Origin of the sequence: Pelistega europaea (genome assembly GCF_013133775.1) — a bacterium.
In the GTDB taxonomy this organism is placed as follows: domain Bacteria; phylum Pseudomonadota; class Gammaproteobacteria; order Burkholderiales; family Burkholderiaceae_B; genus Taylorella; species Taylorella europaea.
Genome location: NZ_JABGBO010000006.1, coordinates 111063 through 128261, shown reverse-complemented (window position 1 = coordinate 128261; position 17199 = coordinate 111063). Strand labels below are relative to the sequence as shown.

Annotated in this window: 14 protein-coding genes and 1 tRNA gene; 5 read left to right on the top strand and 10 right to left on the bottom strand. The window is 41.4% G+C overall.

All coding sequences use genetic code 11. The features are described 5' to 3' along the window. Window position 1 precedes the first annotated feature (1 nt). The 5 genes from HKX40_RS06890 (at window position 2) to HKX40_RS06870 (ending at window position 4038) form a co-directional block, all read left to right on the top strand. A complete protein-coding gene (locus tag HKX40_RS06890; protein WP_171588826.1) occupies window positions 2-1399 on the top strand; it encodes a THUMP domain-containing class I SAM-dependent RNA methyltransferase in 1398 nt (465 codons plus the stop codon). Between the two features lie 3 nt (window positions 1400-1402). After that, the gene (locus HKX40_RS06885; protein ID WP_246233623.1) at window positions 1403-1906 is read left to right on the top strand and encodes an RDD family protein; all 504 of its coding nucleotides are present in this window, start codon (window positions 1403-1405) and stop codon (window positions 1904-1906) included. Window positions 1907-2284: 378 nt separating this feature from the next. Further along, window positions 2285-3019 (top strand): triose-phosphate isomerase, encoded by a 735-nt coding sequence (gene tpiA, locus HKX40_RS06880; RefSeq protein WP_171588825.1) that lies wholly within the window; start codon window positions 2285-2287, stop codon window positions 3017-3019. 18 nt (window positions 3020-3037) lie between these two features. Beyond that, window positions 3038-3913, top strand: coding sequence for a preprotein translocase subunit SecG (secG, locus tag HKX40_RS10850; RefSeq protein ID WP_171588824.1), 876 nt, complete (start codon window positions 3038-3040; stop codon window positions 3911-3913). 40 nt (window positions 3914-3953) lie between these two features. Beyond that, window positions 3954-4038: transfer RNA gene (locus tag HKX40_RS06870), tRNA-Leu, on the top strand. Between the two features lie 151 nt (window positions 4039-4189). Here HKX40_RS06870 and HKX40_RS06865 read toward each other — a convergent pair. The 10 genes from HKX40_RS06865 to HKX40_RS06815 form a co-directional block, all read right to left on the bottom strand. After that, window positions 4190-5032: a GNAT family N-acetyltransferase gene (locus HKX40_RS06865; protein ID WP_171588823.1), complete on the bottom strand. Its 843-nt coding sequence runs from the start codon at window positions 5030-5032 to the stop codon at window positions 4190-4192. A 263-nt stretch (window positions 5033-5295) separates the two neighbouring features. Further along, on the bottom strand, window positions 5296-6276 hold the full coding sequence (locus HKX40_RS06860) for a zinc-binding dehydrogenase (protein ID WP_171588869.1): 981 nt from the start codon (window positions 6274-6276) through the stop codon (window positions 5296-5298). A gap of 463 nt (window positions 6277-6739) precedes the next feature. Beyond that, on the bottom strand, window positions 6740-6964 hold the full coding sequence (locus HKX40_RS06850; protein ID WP_171588822.1) for an RNA-binding S4 domain-containing protein: 225 nt from the start codon (window positions 6962-6964) through the stop codon (window positions 6740-6742). A gap of 181 nt (window positions 6965-7145) precedes the next feature. Then, on the bottom strand, window positions 7146-8117 hold the full coding sequence (locus HKX40_RS06845; protein ID WP_171588821.1) for a peptide ABC transporter ATP-binding protein: 972 nt from the start codon (window positions 8115-8117) through the stop codon (window positions 7146-7148). Next, on the bottom strand, window positions 8110-9090 hold the full coding sequence (locus HKX40_RS06840; protein WP_171588820.1) for an ABC transporter ATP-binding protein: 981 nt from the start codon (window positions 9088-9090) through the stop codon (window positions 8110-8112). The genes HKX40_RS06845 and HKX40_RS06840 overlap by 8 nt, the downstream gene beginning before the upstream one ends. A 10-nt stretch (window positions 9091-9100) precedes the next feature. Continuing rightward, window positions 9101-10018: an ABC transporter permease subunit gene (locus tag HKX40_RS06835; RefSeq protein ID WP_171588819.1), complete on the bottom strand. Its 918-nt coding sequence runs from the start codon at window positions 10016-10018 to the stop codon at window positions 9101-9103. Between the two features lie 6 nt (window positions 10019-10024). Then, window positions 10025-11053 (bottom strand): ABC transporter permease subunit, encoded by a 1029-nt coding sequence (locus HKX40_RS06830; RefSeq protein ID WP_171588818.1) that lies wholly within the window; start codon window positions 11051-11053, stop codon window positions 10025-10027. Window positions 11054-11158: 105 nt separating this feature from the next. Beyond that, window positions 11159-12760, bottom strand: coding sequence for an ABC transporter substrate-binding protein (locus HKX40_RS06825; protein WP_171588817.1), 1602 nt, complete (start codon window positions 12758-12760; stop codon window positions 11159-11161). A gap of 669 nt (window positions 12761-13429) precedes the next feature. Continuing rightward, complete coding sequence (locus tag HKX40_RS06820) at window positions 13430-15037, bottom strand: ABC transporter substrate-binding protein (protein ID WP_171588816.1); 1608 nt, start codon at window positions 15035-15037, stop codon at window positions 13430-13432. A 494-nt stretch (window positions 15038-15531) separates the two neighbouring features. Further along, on the bottom strand, window positions 15532-17052 hold the full coding sequence (locus HKX40_RS06815; protein WP_171588815.1) for a fumarate hydratase: 1521 nt from the start codon (window positions 17050-17052) through the stop codon (window positions 15532-15534). Between the last annotated feature and the right edge of the window lie 147 nt (window positions 17053-17199).

Genomic DNA, 17199 nt, shown 5'->3' with positions numbered 1-17199 from the left:
TATGACAGAACAAACACCGCGTAAAACACTCAGCCTAGGCAATAGAACAGGCTCCAATAAAAGCACTCGAGTACGTACAGGGGCTCGTGCACGCCAAGTTGCCATTAATGAAATTAAAAAGCAAGCAGTATCTGCTCGCCCATCCCCCACATATAGTCAGCAAAAACGTTCAGAATCGCGTAATGTGGCAAGAAATGTGGCACGGCATCAAGAAAAAAACCCAGTACGTCATCCTCAAGCTGACTATCTAGGTGAAATTTTTCCTGTCTTTGCCCCCTGCCCTATTGGTCTAGAACAGGCATTAGCAGCGGAATTAGAGGCACTTGGTTTTGAAGCTGTTAGGCTAGGACGTTCTGGTTGCTCATTTAAGGCGGATTGGATAGGGGTGATGAAAGCGAATCTTTACTCTCGTTTGGCAACACGCATTTTGGTCCAAGTCGCCTATGCCAAAGTCTCCAATGAAGAAGAAATTTATACGCTGGCTCGTCAGGTTGCCTGGGAACGTTGGTTTGGTGCAGAGAAGACGCTACGTGTTGATACATCAGCTATCCATAGCCCCATGCAGAGTTTACAGTTCTGCAATCTACGCACCAAGGACGGGATTGTAGACCGTCTACGTGAGGTAGAAGGTTCTCGCCCCAATATTGACACAGTACGCCCTGATGCCAAAGTACATTTATTCTTAGATAAAGATTCCGCCACACTATACCTTGATACCTCAGGAGAATCCTTGTTTAAACGAGGCTGGCGTTATGATAAGGGGCAAGCTCCTTTGCGAGAAAATTTGGCTGCAGGTATCCTTGCTTTAGCCGGCTGGACTCCAGACAAGCCTCTTTTTGACCCATTCTGCGGTAGTGGTACGATTTTAATTGAAGCGGCTTGGATTGCTCATGGTATTCCGCCAGGGATTAATCGACCATTTAGTTTTGAACGCTTGCGTGGTATGCCTTATAAACTATGGACAGAGCTTAAAGAGCAGGCTCGTGCTAATATCTTAACTGAAGTAGATACACCTTTATTCGGTGCGGATTTAGACCCATCTGTTATTCAAGCAGCTCAAGCAAACTTACAGCGTGCACGTCTTTCTACACAAGACGTACATTTCCAAGTGCGTAATGCCTTACATGGACAGGCACCGACAAGTGAGCCTGGATTCCTTATCACTAATCCACCTTATGGTGAGCGTCTCGGTGCAGAAGACGATGTTTTCTGGCGTGAATGGTCTAGCGTACTTAAAAATCAATTTGCTGGTTGGCAAGTCCACGTTATTACCAGTGATATGGACTTTCCTAAAAAACTTCGTCTCAAGCCCAAACGTCGCACTCCTGTGTTTAATGGAGATATTGAATGTCGTTTGTTTGGTTTTGAAATGGTATCCGATAGTTATCGTGACAAATAAAATATGAAAGATTCTCTTGTTCGCCCTGCTCGTCTAAAGATCTTTGCTAGTCAAATGTATGAGGGCATGCTGCTTCTTGCCGTAATTTTTGGTACTTCTTATATGTTTGATAGCCTAACTCAACGCACGGATGCCAATTATCTTTACTGGGTAAGTCAATCTTTATTGTTTATCGTGATTGGGGTTTATTTTATTCTTTCATGGTCTCGCAAAGGTCAAACCCTTCCTATGAAGACATGGGCGATTGGTCTCTATTCCATAGATGGCACTAAGCCATCATTAAAGCAATATCTTATTCGTTATATAACAGCATGGATTTTCCCCCTAATTGGGGCTTATGGAGTACACCTGCTATCTATGTACCTCGGCTGGCGTTCAGTGACACTTTTTATTGTGTTTACACCGTTTCTCAACTTTGTTTATTCATGGTTTGATAAAGATGGGATATTCTTGCACGATCGTTTGGCAGGCACCCGGTTAGTAGATTTAAAGGCACAGCAGACATAATTGCCATCCTAAGCCATAAGACACGATGAGTGGTAGACCAATCACCTAAAGAGACAATGAAAGTCGCATAATTATGAGAAATATTGATGATGACTAGAGGTAATGACTTCTCTGCTTTGAATATCATCAAATGAATATATTCATCAAAATATCATGACAAATGGTAGTGGTTCATTTTATAATGGTGAGTTTATTAAATTTCATTACTTTGCGTACACAGATTAGGGTAATGTTTGCAAGCATATCGACTCATAGATAACATTTAAAGTATTCGTAGAGGTAGCTTTAACAGCTTGATATGCTTTCATATATTGTCCGTATCATACGCAAAGCATGATGCAAAGAGTGATTTATTACTCATAAAAAAGAGGATGACATATGCGTAAGCGTTTGGTGATAGGTAACTGGAAGATGAATGGTAGCTTAGCAGCTAATCAGGTCTTGCTATCCGATCTTGTCAACGGTCTAACAAAGACAAGTAATTGCCTTGTTGCAGTATGTCCATCTTTTCCTTATTTAGCACAAGTACAGTCTTGTTTGCAAAACTCAGTTGTTAGCTGGGGGGCACAAGACATAAGCATAGCAGAATCAGGGGCTTACACTGGTGAAGTCTCTGCTAATATGCTTAAAGATTTTGCTTGTCGTTGGGTGATTGTAGGGCATTCTGAGCGTCGTACCTATCATGGCGAGCGTAGTGAGGTAGTTGCGCAAAAAGCTTTGCGTGCTGTAGAGCATGGAATAACACCTGTTGTTTGTGTGGGTGAATCTCTAGCTAATCGTGAAGCTGGACAAACGCTAGCTGTGATTGAGGAACAATTAGCGCCTGTGCTGGCATTGGATAGTTCAGTCGTATCACAAATAGTCGTGGCTTATGAGCCAGTGTGGGCGATTGGTACAGGTTTGACTGCCACACCTGCACAAGCGCAAGAGGTGCATGCTTTTATTCGTACGCAATTAGCAACGGTAGGAGCAGCAGATGTACAGATTTTGTACGGTGGAAGTGTTAAAGCAGATAATGCAGCCAACCTTTTTACCATGCCTGATATTGACGGTGCATTGGTAGGTGGGGCTGCTTTAAATGCAAAAGAATTTTTGGCGATTATTGCCGCCTAATTTTTATTCGGAGTTTTTATGTCAACGTATTTATTTCCTGTGCTTATCGCTGTTCAAGTGATTTCAGCTCTAACCATTATTGGCCTGGTGCTTTTGCAACAAGGCAAGGGTGCTGACATGGGTTCATCATTTGGTAGCGGCTCTGCTGGTAGTATTTTCGGTGCTGCAGGTTCAGCTAACTTTTTCTCTCGTATGACAAAGTGGGCGGCTGTGGTTTTCTTTGCTAGTACATTAGGTCTTGCCTATGTAGGTTCAGGTGGCTTACAAAAAGCAGCTCCTACTGATAGCGGTAGTGTGATGGAAGGCTTTGCCCCTGCTCCAAGCGCTGTTCCTACGGCTCCAGAAACAAGTGCCGTTCCAACTGCTCCTAGCACTACACCAACCACCTCAGAAGCAACCCCAACTACTGAAAAATCGTTGTCTGACTCAGCAAAAGAGACTGTAGAGGCAACTAAACAAGCTGTAGATTCTGCAAAAGAAACAGTGGCTAAAGCAGCTGACGAGGTAGCAACCAAGACACAAGCTGCTGTTGATGCAGCAAAAGAAAAAGTAGAAACTGCTAAACAAGCTACTTCAGAAGCGGTGGACTCAGCCAAGGAAAAAGCTAGTGCAGTTGCTGATGCTACCAAGGAAAAAACACAAGCTGTAGTTGATGCTGCAAAAGAGAAAGTAGAAACTGCTAAACAAGCTACTTCAGAAGCGGTAGATTCAGCCAAGGAAAAAGCTAGTGCAGTTGCTGATGCTGCCAAGGAAAAAACAGAAGCTGTAGTTGATGCAGTGAAAGAAAAGGTAGAAGCAGTCAAATCAACAGAAAGCGCATCCGCCTCCTCTGCAGAAGGTAGTGCCAAAGAAACCACAACTCCTAGCACACCAGCGACAGAATCTACAAAATAGCTTGTACTTTTCCTTAAAAGTACTTATAATAGCTTTCTTTGCTCACGTGGTGGAATTGGTAGACACGCTATCTTGAGGGGGTAGTGGCGAGAGCTGTGCGAGTTCGAGTCTCGCCGTGAGCACCAAGTCCTAGAAACTTATAAACTTAGGCTCTTAAAAGCAGACGATGTTTTTAAGAGCTTTTGTTTTGGTACCTATTACCTTAAAACCCCGACTTAAAAATCTGCTTTAAAGCCTCTACCTTAAAACCTCGATTTAAAAATCCACTTTAAAGCCTTACACAGCCAATTTTCTATACATCAGCACGGCATCATCCCCATAACTTGCCAAAACATCTGCCAACCCCAACTTCTGGGCATCTACCACTTCAAATCCTTGTTTTCTCCACACAGGTGCAGCACCTTGCACAGCAACCAACAATGCCTGTTTAAGTGAAAGTTGTTGCGCTTGTTGCAAAACACGTGTTAGTAATTGATGTTTTAATCCCAACCCTCGTGCCTGCGGAGCAATCGCCATATCATGCAAATAAAGTGTATCACCATCAATAGGCTGTTGATAGTCCAGCATATTAAGACATGGAAAATACTGCATTGTCGCACGGGCACACATCATATAGGCAAGCAAAGAACCCGGTGTATCTTCTTTAAACTTATTATCATCAAGATATAAGTGCTGTTGATTATCTTTAACATGTATTAGCACATTGGTTTGCTGCCCCATTTGCTCACTAATTAGTACATTGGTTTGCTGCCCCATTTGCTCACTAATTAGCATATTGGTTTGCTGCCCCATTTGCTCACTAATCAACACTTTGGTCTGCTGTTCTGTTTGCTTACTGGTTTGCCTCTGTTGTCTATACAACTGATCTGGATATTGGATATTGTGCACTTGTGACTTGCTTACTTTTGGCATTTTGGCACTTGTTTCATACGGAACACCACCTTGATTACTTTCCACTACCCAGCACAAATTATCCTTTTGAGTAATCTTATTTAAAAATGCTTGTGCATCTTCGTGAAAACTTTCACCGTAGCAAAGTAACTGTAATGCTACGATATGAGGAACATCCTCTGCTTTTGCCGGTCGTATTGACCACATTTGTTGATTCAAAACTCTCATTTCTGGCATAGTAACCAAATTATTTTCTATCTTAAAAATACATCCCCTACCCATCAAGTCTATCCAGCAGGATTGTTGGAGAATATCCAAAAAAGAACATTTTGTTATTACTGTGTGAATCTGAGTTAAACGCTAAAGCAACAATAAATGAGTCACACAAAAATCCTATTGCCAAGAAACCCTTGGCTAAATGCTAGGACAATAGAGGAATTTACTTCACATAACAAAGCCCTATTACTAGGGCTTTTTAACTACTAAACGGGCTACGACAATGTCAACACAATTTTGCCAATCTGTTCACCAGCATCCATCATAGCATGGGCTTTTTGCACTTCCTCAAATGGGAAAGTCGCATAGACTACAGGTTTCAGTTTACCTTGTGCAAATAAAGGCCACACTTTTTGTTGTAGATTCTTTGCAATCGCCGTCTTAAACTCTGCTGAGCGTGGACGTAAAGTAGAGCCTGTAATGGTTAAACGCTTACGCATCAGTAAGCCACTATTAATCGTAGCTCGACTGCCACCAAGTTGGGCAATAATAACCGTACGCCCATCTTCTGCGAGAGACTCTAAGTTGCGATTAATATATTCTCCACACACCATATCTAGAATAACATCTACACCTTTACCACCAGTTAATGTCTTAACCTCTTGAACAAAATCCTGGGTCTTGTAATTAATGCCTTTGGTTGCTCCCAATGCCTCAACTGCTTTAACTCGATCATCTGAGCCTACTGTTGCAAACACCTGATGCCCAAAAGCACGTGCTAACAAAATCGCCGTGGTACCAATTCCCGATGCTCCGCCATGCACAAGCAAAGTTTCCTCTCCCTTAAGCTGACCACGATCAAAGACATTTGACCATACAGTGAAATAGGTCTCTGGCAATGTCGCTGCTTCTACTGCAGACAGACCTTCTGGGATAGGTAAACAATTACCTGCTGGGGCAATACAGTACTCGGCATAACCGCCTCCTGGTGTTAAAGCACAAACCATATCACCGATGGACAAATCTGTACCACTAACATCTCCATCTACTATCTCACCAGCCACTTCTAAACCAGGTAAATCTGATGCTCCAGCAGGAGGTGGATAGGAGCCTTGACGTTGGAAAACATCAGGGCGATTGATACCAGCCGCTTTGACTTTGATTAATACCTCGCCTGCTTTAGGAGTTGGTATTTCTCTCTCAACAATTTTTAAAACCTCTGGACCTCCAGGTTGACTAATCTCAATCGCTCTCATTTTTTGTTTCTCCATAAAAAAACTCTGCATCAATTTTACTTGCCTATCGTATTCTTCTTTCTCTCGAGCATAAATTGTATAAACACAAGATTCACCACAATCACTACCGCAACACTCCCAACTCTCAGGATAACGAGGAGGAGTTAATTCTTCAGTAACGGCAGACACCTGGATTTTTGGGTCGGTTTGTGCAGTTGTCATAACTATCTCGTATTACTTATAACCTAACGGCTAGGGAAGTTCGGACTGGTTTGTGCAGTTGTCATAACTATCTCGTATTACTTATAACCTAACGGCTAGGGAAGTTCGGACTGGTTTGTGCAGTTGTCATAACTATCTCGTATTGCTTATAACCTAACGGCTAGGGTTGCGACTTGCTGTTAATGGAAAAGTCCATGCTAACCATCACCTCTAAGCGACAAGGGCAGGGCTTGACACATCTATGATAACTTCACCTAAAACCCTACTTTGAAACATAAATTTCTATATCATCTAAAGTAATCACTTCATCAGCACGAATCTTGGCTGTCTTACGTGTTTCTACTACCCCATTACGCAGCACATACCCTTCATTGATAATTATTTTAGCCTGACCACCGCTATCAGCCACACCAACTAGTTTTAATAAATCACATAAAGCAATATGCTCATGCCCATCTAGTGAAAATTTTACTTTTTGTGTTGACATATAAATACCTCGCTAATCCCCTATTCTACCGCACGAAGATAGGGAAATAGCATAATTTTCCATTATTGAAACATGATTTTACCCTTGTGGTTACTTCAAAAAGTCTCTAAAAAAAACGGCTTTCAATACCGAAAGCCGTTTTCACCTTATTAAAAGCACCTTTGTTTATACCATCAGTCAATTAAACAAATTGCTCTGCCAAATGACAGGCAACTTGGCGCCCATCTACTTCACGCAATTTTGGCTCTTCAGAGTGGCAACGCTCTACTGCATGCGGGCAACGTTTATGGAAAGAACAACCTGGGGGGGGATTGATAGGCGATGGTAACTCTCCCTTGATTTTAATCTTTTTAAAGCGTTTTTCTTCTGGATGAATAGAAGGTGTTGCTGATAACAGTGCCTGCGTATAAGGATGCAAAGGTTTTTCATAGAGTTTTGTTTTCTCACTTAACTCTACCGCCTTGCCCAAATACATCACCAACACATCATCTGCTACATGCTCTACCACCGCAAGGTTATGTGAGATAAACACATACGCTGTTTTCAACTGTTCTTGCAAGTCCATAAAAAGATTAAGGACCTGTGCTTGAATGGATACATCTAGAGCTGAGGTAGGTTCATCAGCAACTACAATTTTAGGATTCAAAATCATGGCACGTGCAATCGCAATACGCTGACGTTGTCCCCCTGAAAACATATGTGGATAGCGATAATAATGTTCAGGACGCAAACCCACGATATGCATCATTTCATCAACTTTTTCTTTACGTTCAGCCGCAGTTAAATTGGTATTAATAATAAGCGGCTCTGATAATTGATCACCTATTTTACGTCTAGGATTTAATGATCCGTAGGGATTCTGAAAAACCATCTGAATCTGACTACGGAATGATTTTATTTGTAAAGCATCATCATGATGTACTTGTATACCTTCAATAAACAAGTGACCTGCACTGGGTTTCTCTATCAGTGTTAATTGTCGTGCTAATGTAGATTTTCCGGAGCCAGACTCTCCTACAATAGCCAATGTCTTTCCTGCATCTAAATCAAATGTGATGCCATTCAAGGCTTTCACGGTTGCTTTAGACTTAAACATTCCTCTTGAAACTTCATAGTGACGCGCTAAGTCACGCACACTCAATACTTTAAACATGTGCTTTCTCCAACGCAATTAAAGGGTCTAAACAACGCACTGAGCGATCTTGGTAATGCTCCAAAGGAATTCTTCCTTGAAGACACTTCTCTTTTACATAGGGGCAGCGTGGCGATAACAAACAGCCCTTTGGTCTATCATATTGCCCAGGAACAATGCCCGGTAAAGTATGCAATCGAGACTCACCTTGACTTGACTCTGGGATAGAAGAAAGTAAGGCCTCTGTATAAGGATGTGCTGGGTGATAAAAAATCTCTGGAATATTGCCCAACTCAATTTCTTGTCCTGCATACATCACACATACTTTGTGGGCTATCTCAGTTACTACAGCTAAATCGTGGGTAATCATGATTAACGCCATATTTTTTTCTTTTTGCAGCGTCACTAAAAGATCCATAATCTGAGCTTGGATTGTCACGTCCAGTGCAGTTGTTGGCTCATCAGCAATGAGCAACTTAGGCTCACAGGCAATCGCCATGGCAATCGCAACCCGTTGGCTCATCCCACCAGATAACTGGTGAGGATATGCGTCCAGGCGTGACTCTGGCTCTGGGATTTCAACAATTTTCATCAGCTCAATCGCACGTTGACGTAAGGCCTTCCCCTTTAGCCCTAGATGGAGTTTTAATACTTCTTCAATCTGAAAACCAACAGTAAAACTGGGGTTCAACGCAGTCATAGGATCTTGGAAAATCATAGAAATATCCTTGCCAATGATTTTGCGTCGTTCTTTGGGGGAGATATGGAGCATATCCTGTCCATCGAACATCATTTTGTCTGCAGTAATATGCCCTTGCCCTGCTAACAATCCCATCAGAGCCATCATAGTAACAGACTTACCAGAGCCTGATTCACCTACAATACCAAGGATTTCCCCTTTTTCTACCTTAACACTGATGCGATCCACAGCATAAAAAGGCTTTTGCTCAGTACCAAACCGTACGGATAAATTTTCAATATCTAATAAACTCATCAAAACCTCTCTATGCAGCCTGTTTAAGTTTAGGATCTAACGCATCACGTAATCCATCTCCCATTAAGTTGATGGCCAATACCGTGAGTAGAATAGTCAAACCAGGGAAAGTAACTACCCACCACGCACGAGAAATATAATCCCTCGCAGTAGCAAGCATCGTACCCCATTCTGGAGAAGGCGGTTGAACTCCCAAACCTAAAAACCCTAAAGCAGCAATATCTAAGATTGCAGAAGAGAAGCCAAGTGTTGCCTGAACGATGATAGGAGCCATGCAGTTGGGTAATACAGCAATAAACATCAAACGCCAAATGCCAGCACCTGATACTCGAGAAGCCACGACATAGTCCTTGCTTAATTCTGTCATGACTGAACCTCGAACAAGTCGGATATAACTAGGTAATCCAACCACAGCAATAGCAATCATGGCATTGGTGACACCAGGACCTAAGATAGCCATAATCGCAATAGCAAGCAGCACAGAGGGTAATGCTAATGTTAAATCAGCAAAACGCATAATCACTTTACCCAAAAACTTTGGATAAAACCCTGCAAACAACCCTAGGATAATCCCAGGAATCATGGTTAGGACCACAGCACAGATACCAATGAATAGAGATAATCGTCCACCATAGATAATTCTGGATAAAATATCACGCCCTGCTTCATCGGTTCCTAGAATAAAATCCATGCTCCCCCCTTCTTGCCAAGCAGGGGGCTGCAACATATGATCTCGGAATTGTTCTACGGGACTGTGAGGAGAGATATAGGGGGCAAAAACTGCCGCAGCCACCATAAATAATAAAAACAATACGCCAATCACAGCACCCTTATTGCGCATAAAATGCGTAATAAACTCTTTAAGGGGTGAAGGATAACTTACGACATGATGCTGTTCAAGTTCTACTGTATTCTCTGCTGTCATCATTATTCCTTAACGAGAATAGCGAATGCGTGGGTTCACAATACCGTAAACCACATCAACGACTAGATTAATCACAATTACAAGAAAGGCTACAATAAGCAAACCATTTTGCACCACCGGGTAATCTCGGCGGAAAATAGAGTCAACCAACCATTTTCCAATTCCCGGCCACGAGAAAATCGTTTCGGTCAACACAGCACCTCCCACTAGACTACCTACTTGCAAGCCAATCACAGTAACAACCGTAATCATCGCATTACGTAAGGTATGCACAAAAATCACTCTAGCTGGAGATAATCCCTTTGCTCTTGCTGTTCGGACATAGTCTTCTCCCATCACTTCTAACATAGAAGAGCGTGTCATACGTGCAATCACAGCCATAGGAATGGTACCAAGAACAATGGTAGGAAGGATAAGATGATGCACTGCATCCCAGAATGCACCCTGATTGAGTTCTGGGTCCTCCATCTCTGCTAGCCATGTATCTATCAACATAAAACCGGTATGTGGCTCAATATCAAATAGCAAACTAATCCGCCCTGAAACAGGAGTCCATCCCAACATACTCGAAAATAGCATAATGAGCATGAGCCCCCACCAAAAGATGGGCATAGAATAGCCAGTTAATGACAGACTCATCACACCATGATCAAAAATAGAGCCACGTTTGACTGCCGCTAACACCCCAAGCAAAATGCCCAAACAGGAAGCAAAGATAAGCGAGGTTAAACCTAACTCCAAAGTTGCTGGGAAAAGGGTTGTAAACTCTGTCCATACACTTGTGCTAGTGACAAAGGATTTGCCTAAATCCCCATGAAACAGCTTAACTAGGTAATCCCAATACTGAATATAAAGTGGCTGATCTAGTCCTAGACTTTTCATCATACTGGCATAAATAGCCGGATCATTTGACCGCTCCCCAAGCATAATCTGCACAGGATCCCCAGGAATAGCATGAATCAATAAAAAAGTCAGTAAGGTAATTCCAAAAAAAGTCGGGATTAGAACAATAATTCTTTTGAGCAGAAATAAAAACATAGTCAATGCCTGTCTGTACGGTAAAAATCAACTACCAGAAGATGATTAGCCCTAACAATTAAAGGAAACCGAAGGAGGATACCCCCTTCGGTTTGAGAGAGTGTCTTACTTGACACTGACCCCTGTGAAGCGGAACGCTCCTAAAGGATCAATCTTGAAACCAGATACATTCTTAGTCATTGGCACATTCACAATAGAAGTACCCATAGGCGTACCTGGCATTTGCTCGTGATAAATCACCTGAGCTTCTTCATAGAGTTTGGTACGCTCATTTACATCGTTAATCTGTTTTGCTTTAACGATAAGATCCTCAAAGGGTTTATAGCAGAAACGTGAATAGTTAGATCCACCTACTGATTGACAACTAAACAATGTACCCAACCAGTTATCAGGGTCACCATTGTCACCAGTCCAACCCACCATCACGATTTGGTGTTCACCTGCCTTAGCTCGTTTAAGGTATTCACCCCATTCATAAGTAGTGATGTTCACTTTAACACCAATTTTCGCCCAGTCAGCTTGCAACATTTCTGCCATCAAGCGACCATTAGGGTTATAAGGACGTTGCACAGGAAGTGACCACAAGGTTGTCTCAAAGCCATTAGGCAAACCTGCTTTGGCAAGCAACTCTTTTGCTTTTTCAATATTTTGCTCACGGGCTTTGATATTTTTATTGAAAGACCATTGGGTAATAGGCATAGGGTTAGGTGCTAGTTCTCCTTGATCACCATACACAGCCTTGATGATAGCAGGCTTATTCATTGCATAGTCTAATGCTTGACGGACTTCTGGCTTGTTAAAAGGTTCTTTTTCTGTATTGTAGTAAATGAAACCTACATTAAAACCAGGTCGACTTAACACTTGAATAGAAGGATCTTTCTTCATATTCTCCACATCTGCTGGGAGAGGATATGACATCACATTACATTCGCCTGCTTTGAGCTTTTGGAAACGCACAGATGCATCTTTGGTAATCGCAAAAATGAGATTATTTACTTGTGGTGCATCTTCCTTGTTCCAGTAATCTTTATTGGCTTTATAGCGAATTTGGGCATCTTTTTGATAACGCTCAAACACAAATGGACCTGTACCAATAGGTTGCTGATTAATCATTTCTGCCTTACCTTCGGCTAACAATTTATCGGCATATTCTTTAGAATACATAGATCCGATAGCTGGCATACCCAATGTCTGAATAAAAGAAGCGTCATTTACCTTAAGTGAGATTTTGACAGTATAGTCATCCACTTTTTCAACAGATTTCACATTTGTCTTTAAGCCCATGTCAGAGAAATAAGGAAACTCCACAGGATAGGCCTTATTAAAAGCATTTTCCTTATTGCCAGATAAGCGATCAAAAGTGAAAATAACATCATCAGCGTTAAAATCACGAGAAGGCTTAAAATACTTAGTGGTATGCCATTTCACCCCTTTGCGTAAATGAAAGGTATAAGTCAGTCCGTCATCCGATACATCCCAACTTTCTGCTAAGGCAGGCACTACTTTAGTCTCTCCACGAGGAAACTCTACGAGTTGATTGAAGACATTATTCGCACTCGCATCAAAATCTGTGCCGGCTGTATATTGTGCAGGATCAAAACCAGCTGGAGATCCTTCAGAACAGTAAACCAAAGTACCCTTGGCTTGTGCTGTAGCAGCCAATGCCGCCATCAATGTACCTAACAAAAATTTTTGAGAAGTTTTCATAATCATATTCCTCTTTGTGAAAAAATTCCTGCGCAGTGTATAAACTAACCACAAAGCTGACAATCAGGAATTTCCCTATCGAAACAATAATGTCTTCCTATAGAAAGGATAATAGCAAAAGATTATTTTGCTTCATATACTCTACCAAGACCGCTGAAATAAAAATTTTTCTTTATTTGTTTTTTGATAAAAATTTTATTTATTTTTCAATGTATTAAAGGAAAATATAGCTATTCAATGACATGTCTTCAATTCTCATCAAAAAGTACCATTTGCATAGAAAAAGCACCATAAAGGTGCAACAAACTGACTCCCCCACAAAAACCATCCTAAAAATGTCATAACTGCTTTCTATTCAATACTAACCCGGGTGAGTTGCCTAGCATCAAATGGACTGATTCTCAAGTTATTGACATTTTTCTTTAGTGCAACATGCGAAATTGATTCAACTGTTGCCCCCCACCAAAGCAGGTAATCTCCACAATAACCGGCAAAATTACCCCTCCCAAAGCAGGCAATCTCCACAATAACCGGCAAAATTAACCACCTCCTACCAGAGCAGGTGATTTCCATAATAATCAGCAAAGCCAGCCTTCACTAAAAATAAATAAAAAGGGGAGGAACCCCTCCCCTTAACCAAAAGCAGAATGATTATCCATATTTCATGGATTATTTCACACTTACACCAGTGAACTGGAATGCACCAAGTGGACTAATTTTGAAGCCAGATACTTCTTTACGTACAGGTACATTAACCACAGAAGTACCTATAATAGAGGCCGGTGTTTGTTCAAAGAAAATCTCTTGAGCCTTCTCATAAAGTTTTGTGCGTTCACCCACATCTGTCAATTTTTTCGCTTGATCTAATAAATCTTGGAAAGGTTTATAGCAGAAACGGGAGTAATTACTACCACCAATGGCATTACAACCAAATAAATTACCTACCCAGTTGTCTGGGTCACCATTATCCCCTGTCCATCCTGACATGACGATTTGATGCTCACCAGTGCGGGCACGTTTGAGATACTCACCCCACTCAAAGGTTGTAATATTCACTTTTACACCAATTTTCGCCCAGTCTGACTGCAACATTTCAGCCATCAAACGCCCATTAGGATTATAAGGACGTTGTACGGGTAAAGACCATAAAGTTGCACTAAACCCATCAGGGTATCCTGCTTTTGCGAGCAATGATTTTGCCTTTTCAAGATCTTGTGTGCGAGATTGAATATTCTTGTTATAAGACCATTGGGTAACAGGCATTGGGTTTACTGCTAACTGCCCTTGCCCTCCATACACTGCACTGATAATTGCTGGTTTATTAATCGCAAAATCTAGGGCTTGACGCACTTCTACCTTATCCAATGGAGACTTTTCTGTGTTATAGGCAATAAAACCAATATTAAACCCAGGGTTGCTCAATACTTGGATAGCCTTATCTTGTTTCATGCCCTCTATATCGGCAGGTAATGGATAAGACATAATATCGCACTCCCCTGCTTTTAGTTTTTGGTAACGTACTGCTGCATCTTTTGTGATGGCAAATACAAGATTGTTTACCAAAGGCATATCTTCTTTATTCCAATATTGTTTGTTGGCTTTATAGCGAATAGAAGCATCTTTCTGGTAACGTTCAAAAATAAAAGGACCTGTCCCAATAGGTTGTTGATTGATTAAATCTGCTTTACCCTCTGCCAATAGCTTATCAGCATACTCCTTAGAGTTAATGGTGGTAATCGGCATAGCCATTGTTTGGATAAAAGCAGCATCGACATTATTGAGTACAAATTTAACAGTGTAATCGTCAACCTTTTCCACTGACTTAATGGTTGTGTCTAAACTCATATCAGAGTAATAAGGAAACTCAACTGGGTAAGCCTTGTTAAAGGGATTGTTCTTATTTGCTAAACGGTCAAAGGTAAATACCACATCATCGGCATTGAAATCTCGTGTTGGTTTAAAGTATTTTGTGGTATGCCATTTCACCCCTTTACGCAAGTGAAAAGTATAGGTTAATCCATCATCCGACACCTCATAGCTTTCAGCTAAAGCTGGTACCGCCTTTGTTTCACCTCTTGGAAATCTCATTAGACCATCAAAAACATTATTAGCCGCTACATCAAAGTCTGTACCAGCAGAATACTGAGCTGAATCAAACCCAGCCGGACTCCCCTCCGAACAATATACCAAGGTATTCTTTGCTTGAGCTAGTGTTGTTGCTGTTGATAAAGCAACAGCAATAGTACCCCATAAAATTTTTTTTGAAACCACGACCATAACATATTCTCCAAATGAGTGAGTACAAAGTGATGTTGTAATGCTTGTTCGCATTCAAATCTATTGGTAATTATCACTAGATAGGGTGAGATACTCATTCTCTTCTTAGTGTTTCTACTTCCCAATTCATTGACACGAAGCCTTTGTTCATAACAATCAACATTTGAAAAAATCATATCAAAAAAAAAGGATAGGACAATACATTGATTTTTTTGAAGAAAAATACCAACATTTTTAGAAAAAAAACTCCTCTTTTTGGTGCATCTTCTTATTGCTATGGGTCAAGACAGTGCATCAACCCATTATTTCTAGAGAGTAAAAAACGCCCTCCCTGTTAAAAACTACTCCTGTTAACTAACCGCCTCTCCTACAAAAAAGCATCTATAAAATAATAACTCGCACTACACTACTGATAGCACGAGTTATTAATGATAGAGAAGTCTACTTTAAGTTATCTAGCTTCTCAGATAGCTCTAGTCAGCATAACAAGAGGATTATAAAGATTTCTGCATATTCTCAATCTTCACTTTCCATTCTGCAGGACCTGTTGTATGCACAGATGTACCATTAGCGTCTACCGCTACTGTCACTGGCATATCTTTGACTTCAAACTCATAAATTGCTTCCATGCCTAGGTCTTCAAAAGCGAGGACTTTTGCACTACGGATGGCTTTAGAAACAAGATAAGCCGAGCCACCCACTGCCATTAAGTATGCTGATTTATGTTTTTGAATCGCTTCGATGGCAGCTGGACCTCGCTCAGCTTTACCAATCATTGCAATAAGACCGGTATTCGCTAACATCATCTCGGTAAATTTATCCATACGAGTTGAGGTTGTAGGGCCAGCAGGACCCACCACTTCATCACGCACTGGATCAACAGGGCCTACGTAATAAATCACACGATTCGTAAAGTCTACAGGTAATTTTTCACCTTTTGCCAACATATCTTGAATACGTTTATGTGCCGCATCACGACCGGTGAGCATTTTACCGTTGAGTAATAAGGTCTGACCTGGTTTCCAGCTAGCCACTTCTTCTTTAGTCAAGGTATCTAGGTTAACTTGTTTAGACTTGTTGTAATCTGGAGCCCAGTGAACATTAGGCCAAGAATCCAATGATGGTACAGGCATTTCTGCCACACCACTACCATCTAGGACAAAATGCACGTGACGAGTTGCCGCACAGTTAGGAATCATGGCGATAGGTTTAGAGGCTGCATGGGTTGGGTAAGTATTGATTTTGACATCTAACACAGTGGTTAAACCACCCAAACCTTGTGCTCCGATACCGAGTGCATTGACTTTTTCGTATAGTTCAATACGTAATTCCTCAAGTTTATTTTGAGGGCCACGAGCCAATAACTCGTACATATCAATGTCTTCCATCAAGGCTTGTTTTGCCATGAGCATGGCTTTCTCAGCCGTACCGCCAATACCAATACCTAGCATACCGGGAGGACACCAACCTGCCCCCATTTGAGGAACGGTTTTCAATACCCAATCCACAATGCTATCGCTTGGGTTTAACATAGCAAATTTCGTTTTGTTTTCAGAGCCACCACCTTTAGCCGCTACTTGCACATCAATCGTGTTGCCAGGAACCAATTCCACAGATAGTACACAGGGCGTATTGTCACGCGTATTTTTGCGTTCAAACACAGGGTCAGCTAATACAGAAGCACGAAGTTTGTTGTCGGGATTTAAGTAACCACGACGAACACCCTCATCACAGGCTTCTTGCAAAGTTTTGCTCAGCTCTAGCTTCACATCCATACCGATTTTTAGGAAGACATTCACAATCCCTGTATCTTGACAGATAGGACGATGACCCTCCGCACACATACGTGAATTCGTCAAAATTTGTGCAATCGCATCTTTCGCCGCAGGACTCTGCTCACGCTCATAAGCACGCGCTAAGTGTTGAATATAATCTTGTGGGTGATAGTAACTGATAAACTGAACGGCATCGGCAATTGACTGTACCAAATCCGCTTCTTTGATAATTGTTGTCATAAAAACTCCCAGTAAATCTAACGTCTGTGATGATAACATCATACTCGAATTTACTGGGATAACCGCCTGTGTTCAGAGAAATAAATTTGCCTCATAAATGAGAATTATTATTGGTTTAACAATTTATGCTGACCTCTACTCATAGTA

Excerpts from the sequence above, each read along its gene's own strand:
- HKX40_RS06890 (WP_171588826.1), top strand. The coding sequence starts at position 2 with ATGACAGAACAAACACCGCGTAAAACACTCAGCCTAGGCAATAGAACA.
- HKX40_RS06885 (WP_246233623.1), top strand. The coding sequence starts at position 1,403 with ATGAAAGATTCTCTTGTTCGCCCTGCTCGTCTAAAGATCTTTGCTAGT.
- tpiA (WP_171588825.1), top strand. The coding sequence starts at position 2,285 with ATGCGTAAGCGTTTGGTGATAGGTAACTGGAAGATGAATGGTAGCTTA.
- secG (WP_171588824.1), top strand. The coding sequence starts at position 3,038 with ATGTCAACGTATTTATTTCCTGTGCTTATCGCTGTTCAAGTGATTTCA.
- HKX40_RS06865 (WP_171588823.1), bottom strand. The coding sequence starts at position 5,032 with ATGAGAGTTTTGAATCAACAAATGTGGTCAATACGACCGGCAAAAGCA.
- HKX40_RS06860 (WP_171588869.1), bottom strand. The coding sequence starts at position 6,276 with ATGAGAGCGATTGAGATTAGTCAACCTGGAGGTCCAGAGGTTTTAAAA.
- HKX40_RS06850 (WP_171588822.1), bottom strand. The coding sequence starts at position 6,964 with ATGTCAACACAAAAAGTAAAATTTTCACTAGATGGGCATGAGCATATT.
- HKX40_RS06845 (WP_171588821.1), bottom strand. The coding sequence starts at position 8,117 with ATGTTTAAAGTATTGAGTGTGCGTGACTTAGCGCGTCACTATGAAGTT.
- HKX40_RS06840 (WP_171588820.1), bottom strand. The coding sequence starts at position 9,090 with ATGAGTTTATTAGATATTGAAAATTTATCCGTACGGTTTGGTACTGAG.
- HKX40_RS06835 (WP_171588819.1), bottom strand. The coding sequence starts at position 10,018 with ATGATGACAGCAGAGAATACAGTAGAACTTGAACAGCATCATGTCGTA.
- HKX40_RS06830 (WP_171588818.1), bottom strand. The coding sequence starts at position 11,053 with ATGTTTTTATTTCTGCTCAAAAGAATTATTGTTCTAATCCCGACTTTT.
- HKX40_RS06825 (WP_171588817.1), bottom strand. The coding sequence starts at position 12,760 with ATGAAAACTTCTCAAAAATTTTTGTTAGGTACATTGATGGCGGCATTG.
- HKX40_RS06820 (WP_171588816.1), bottom strand. The coding sequence starts at position 15,037 with ATGGTCGTGGTTTCAAAAAAAATTTTATGGGGTACTATTGCTGTTGCT.
- HKX40_RS06815 (WP_171588815.1), bottom strand. The coding sequence starts at position 17,052 with ATGACAACAATTATCAAAGAAGCGGATTTGGTACAGTCAATTGCCGAT.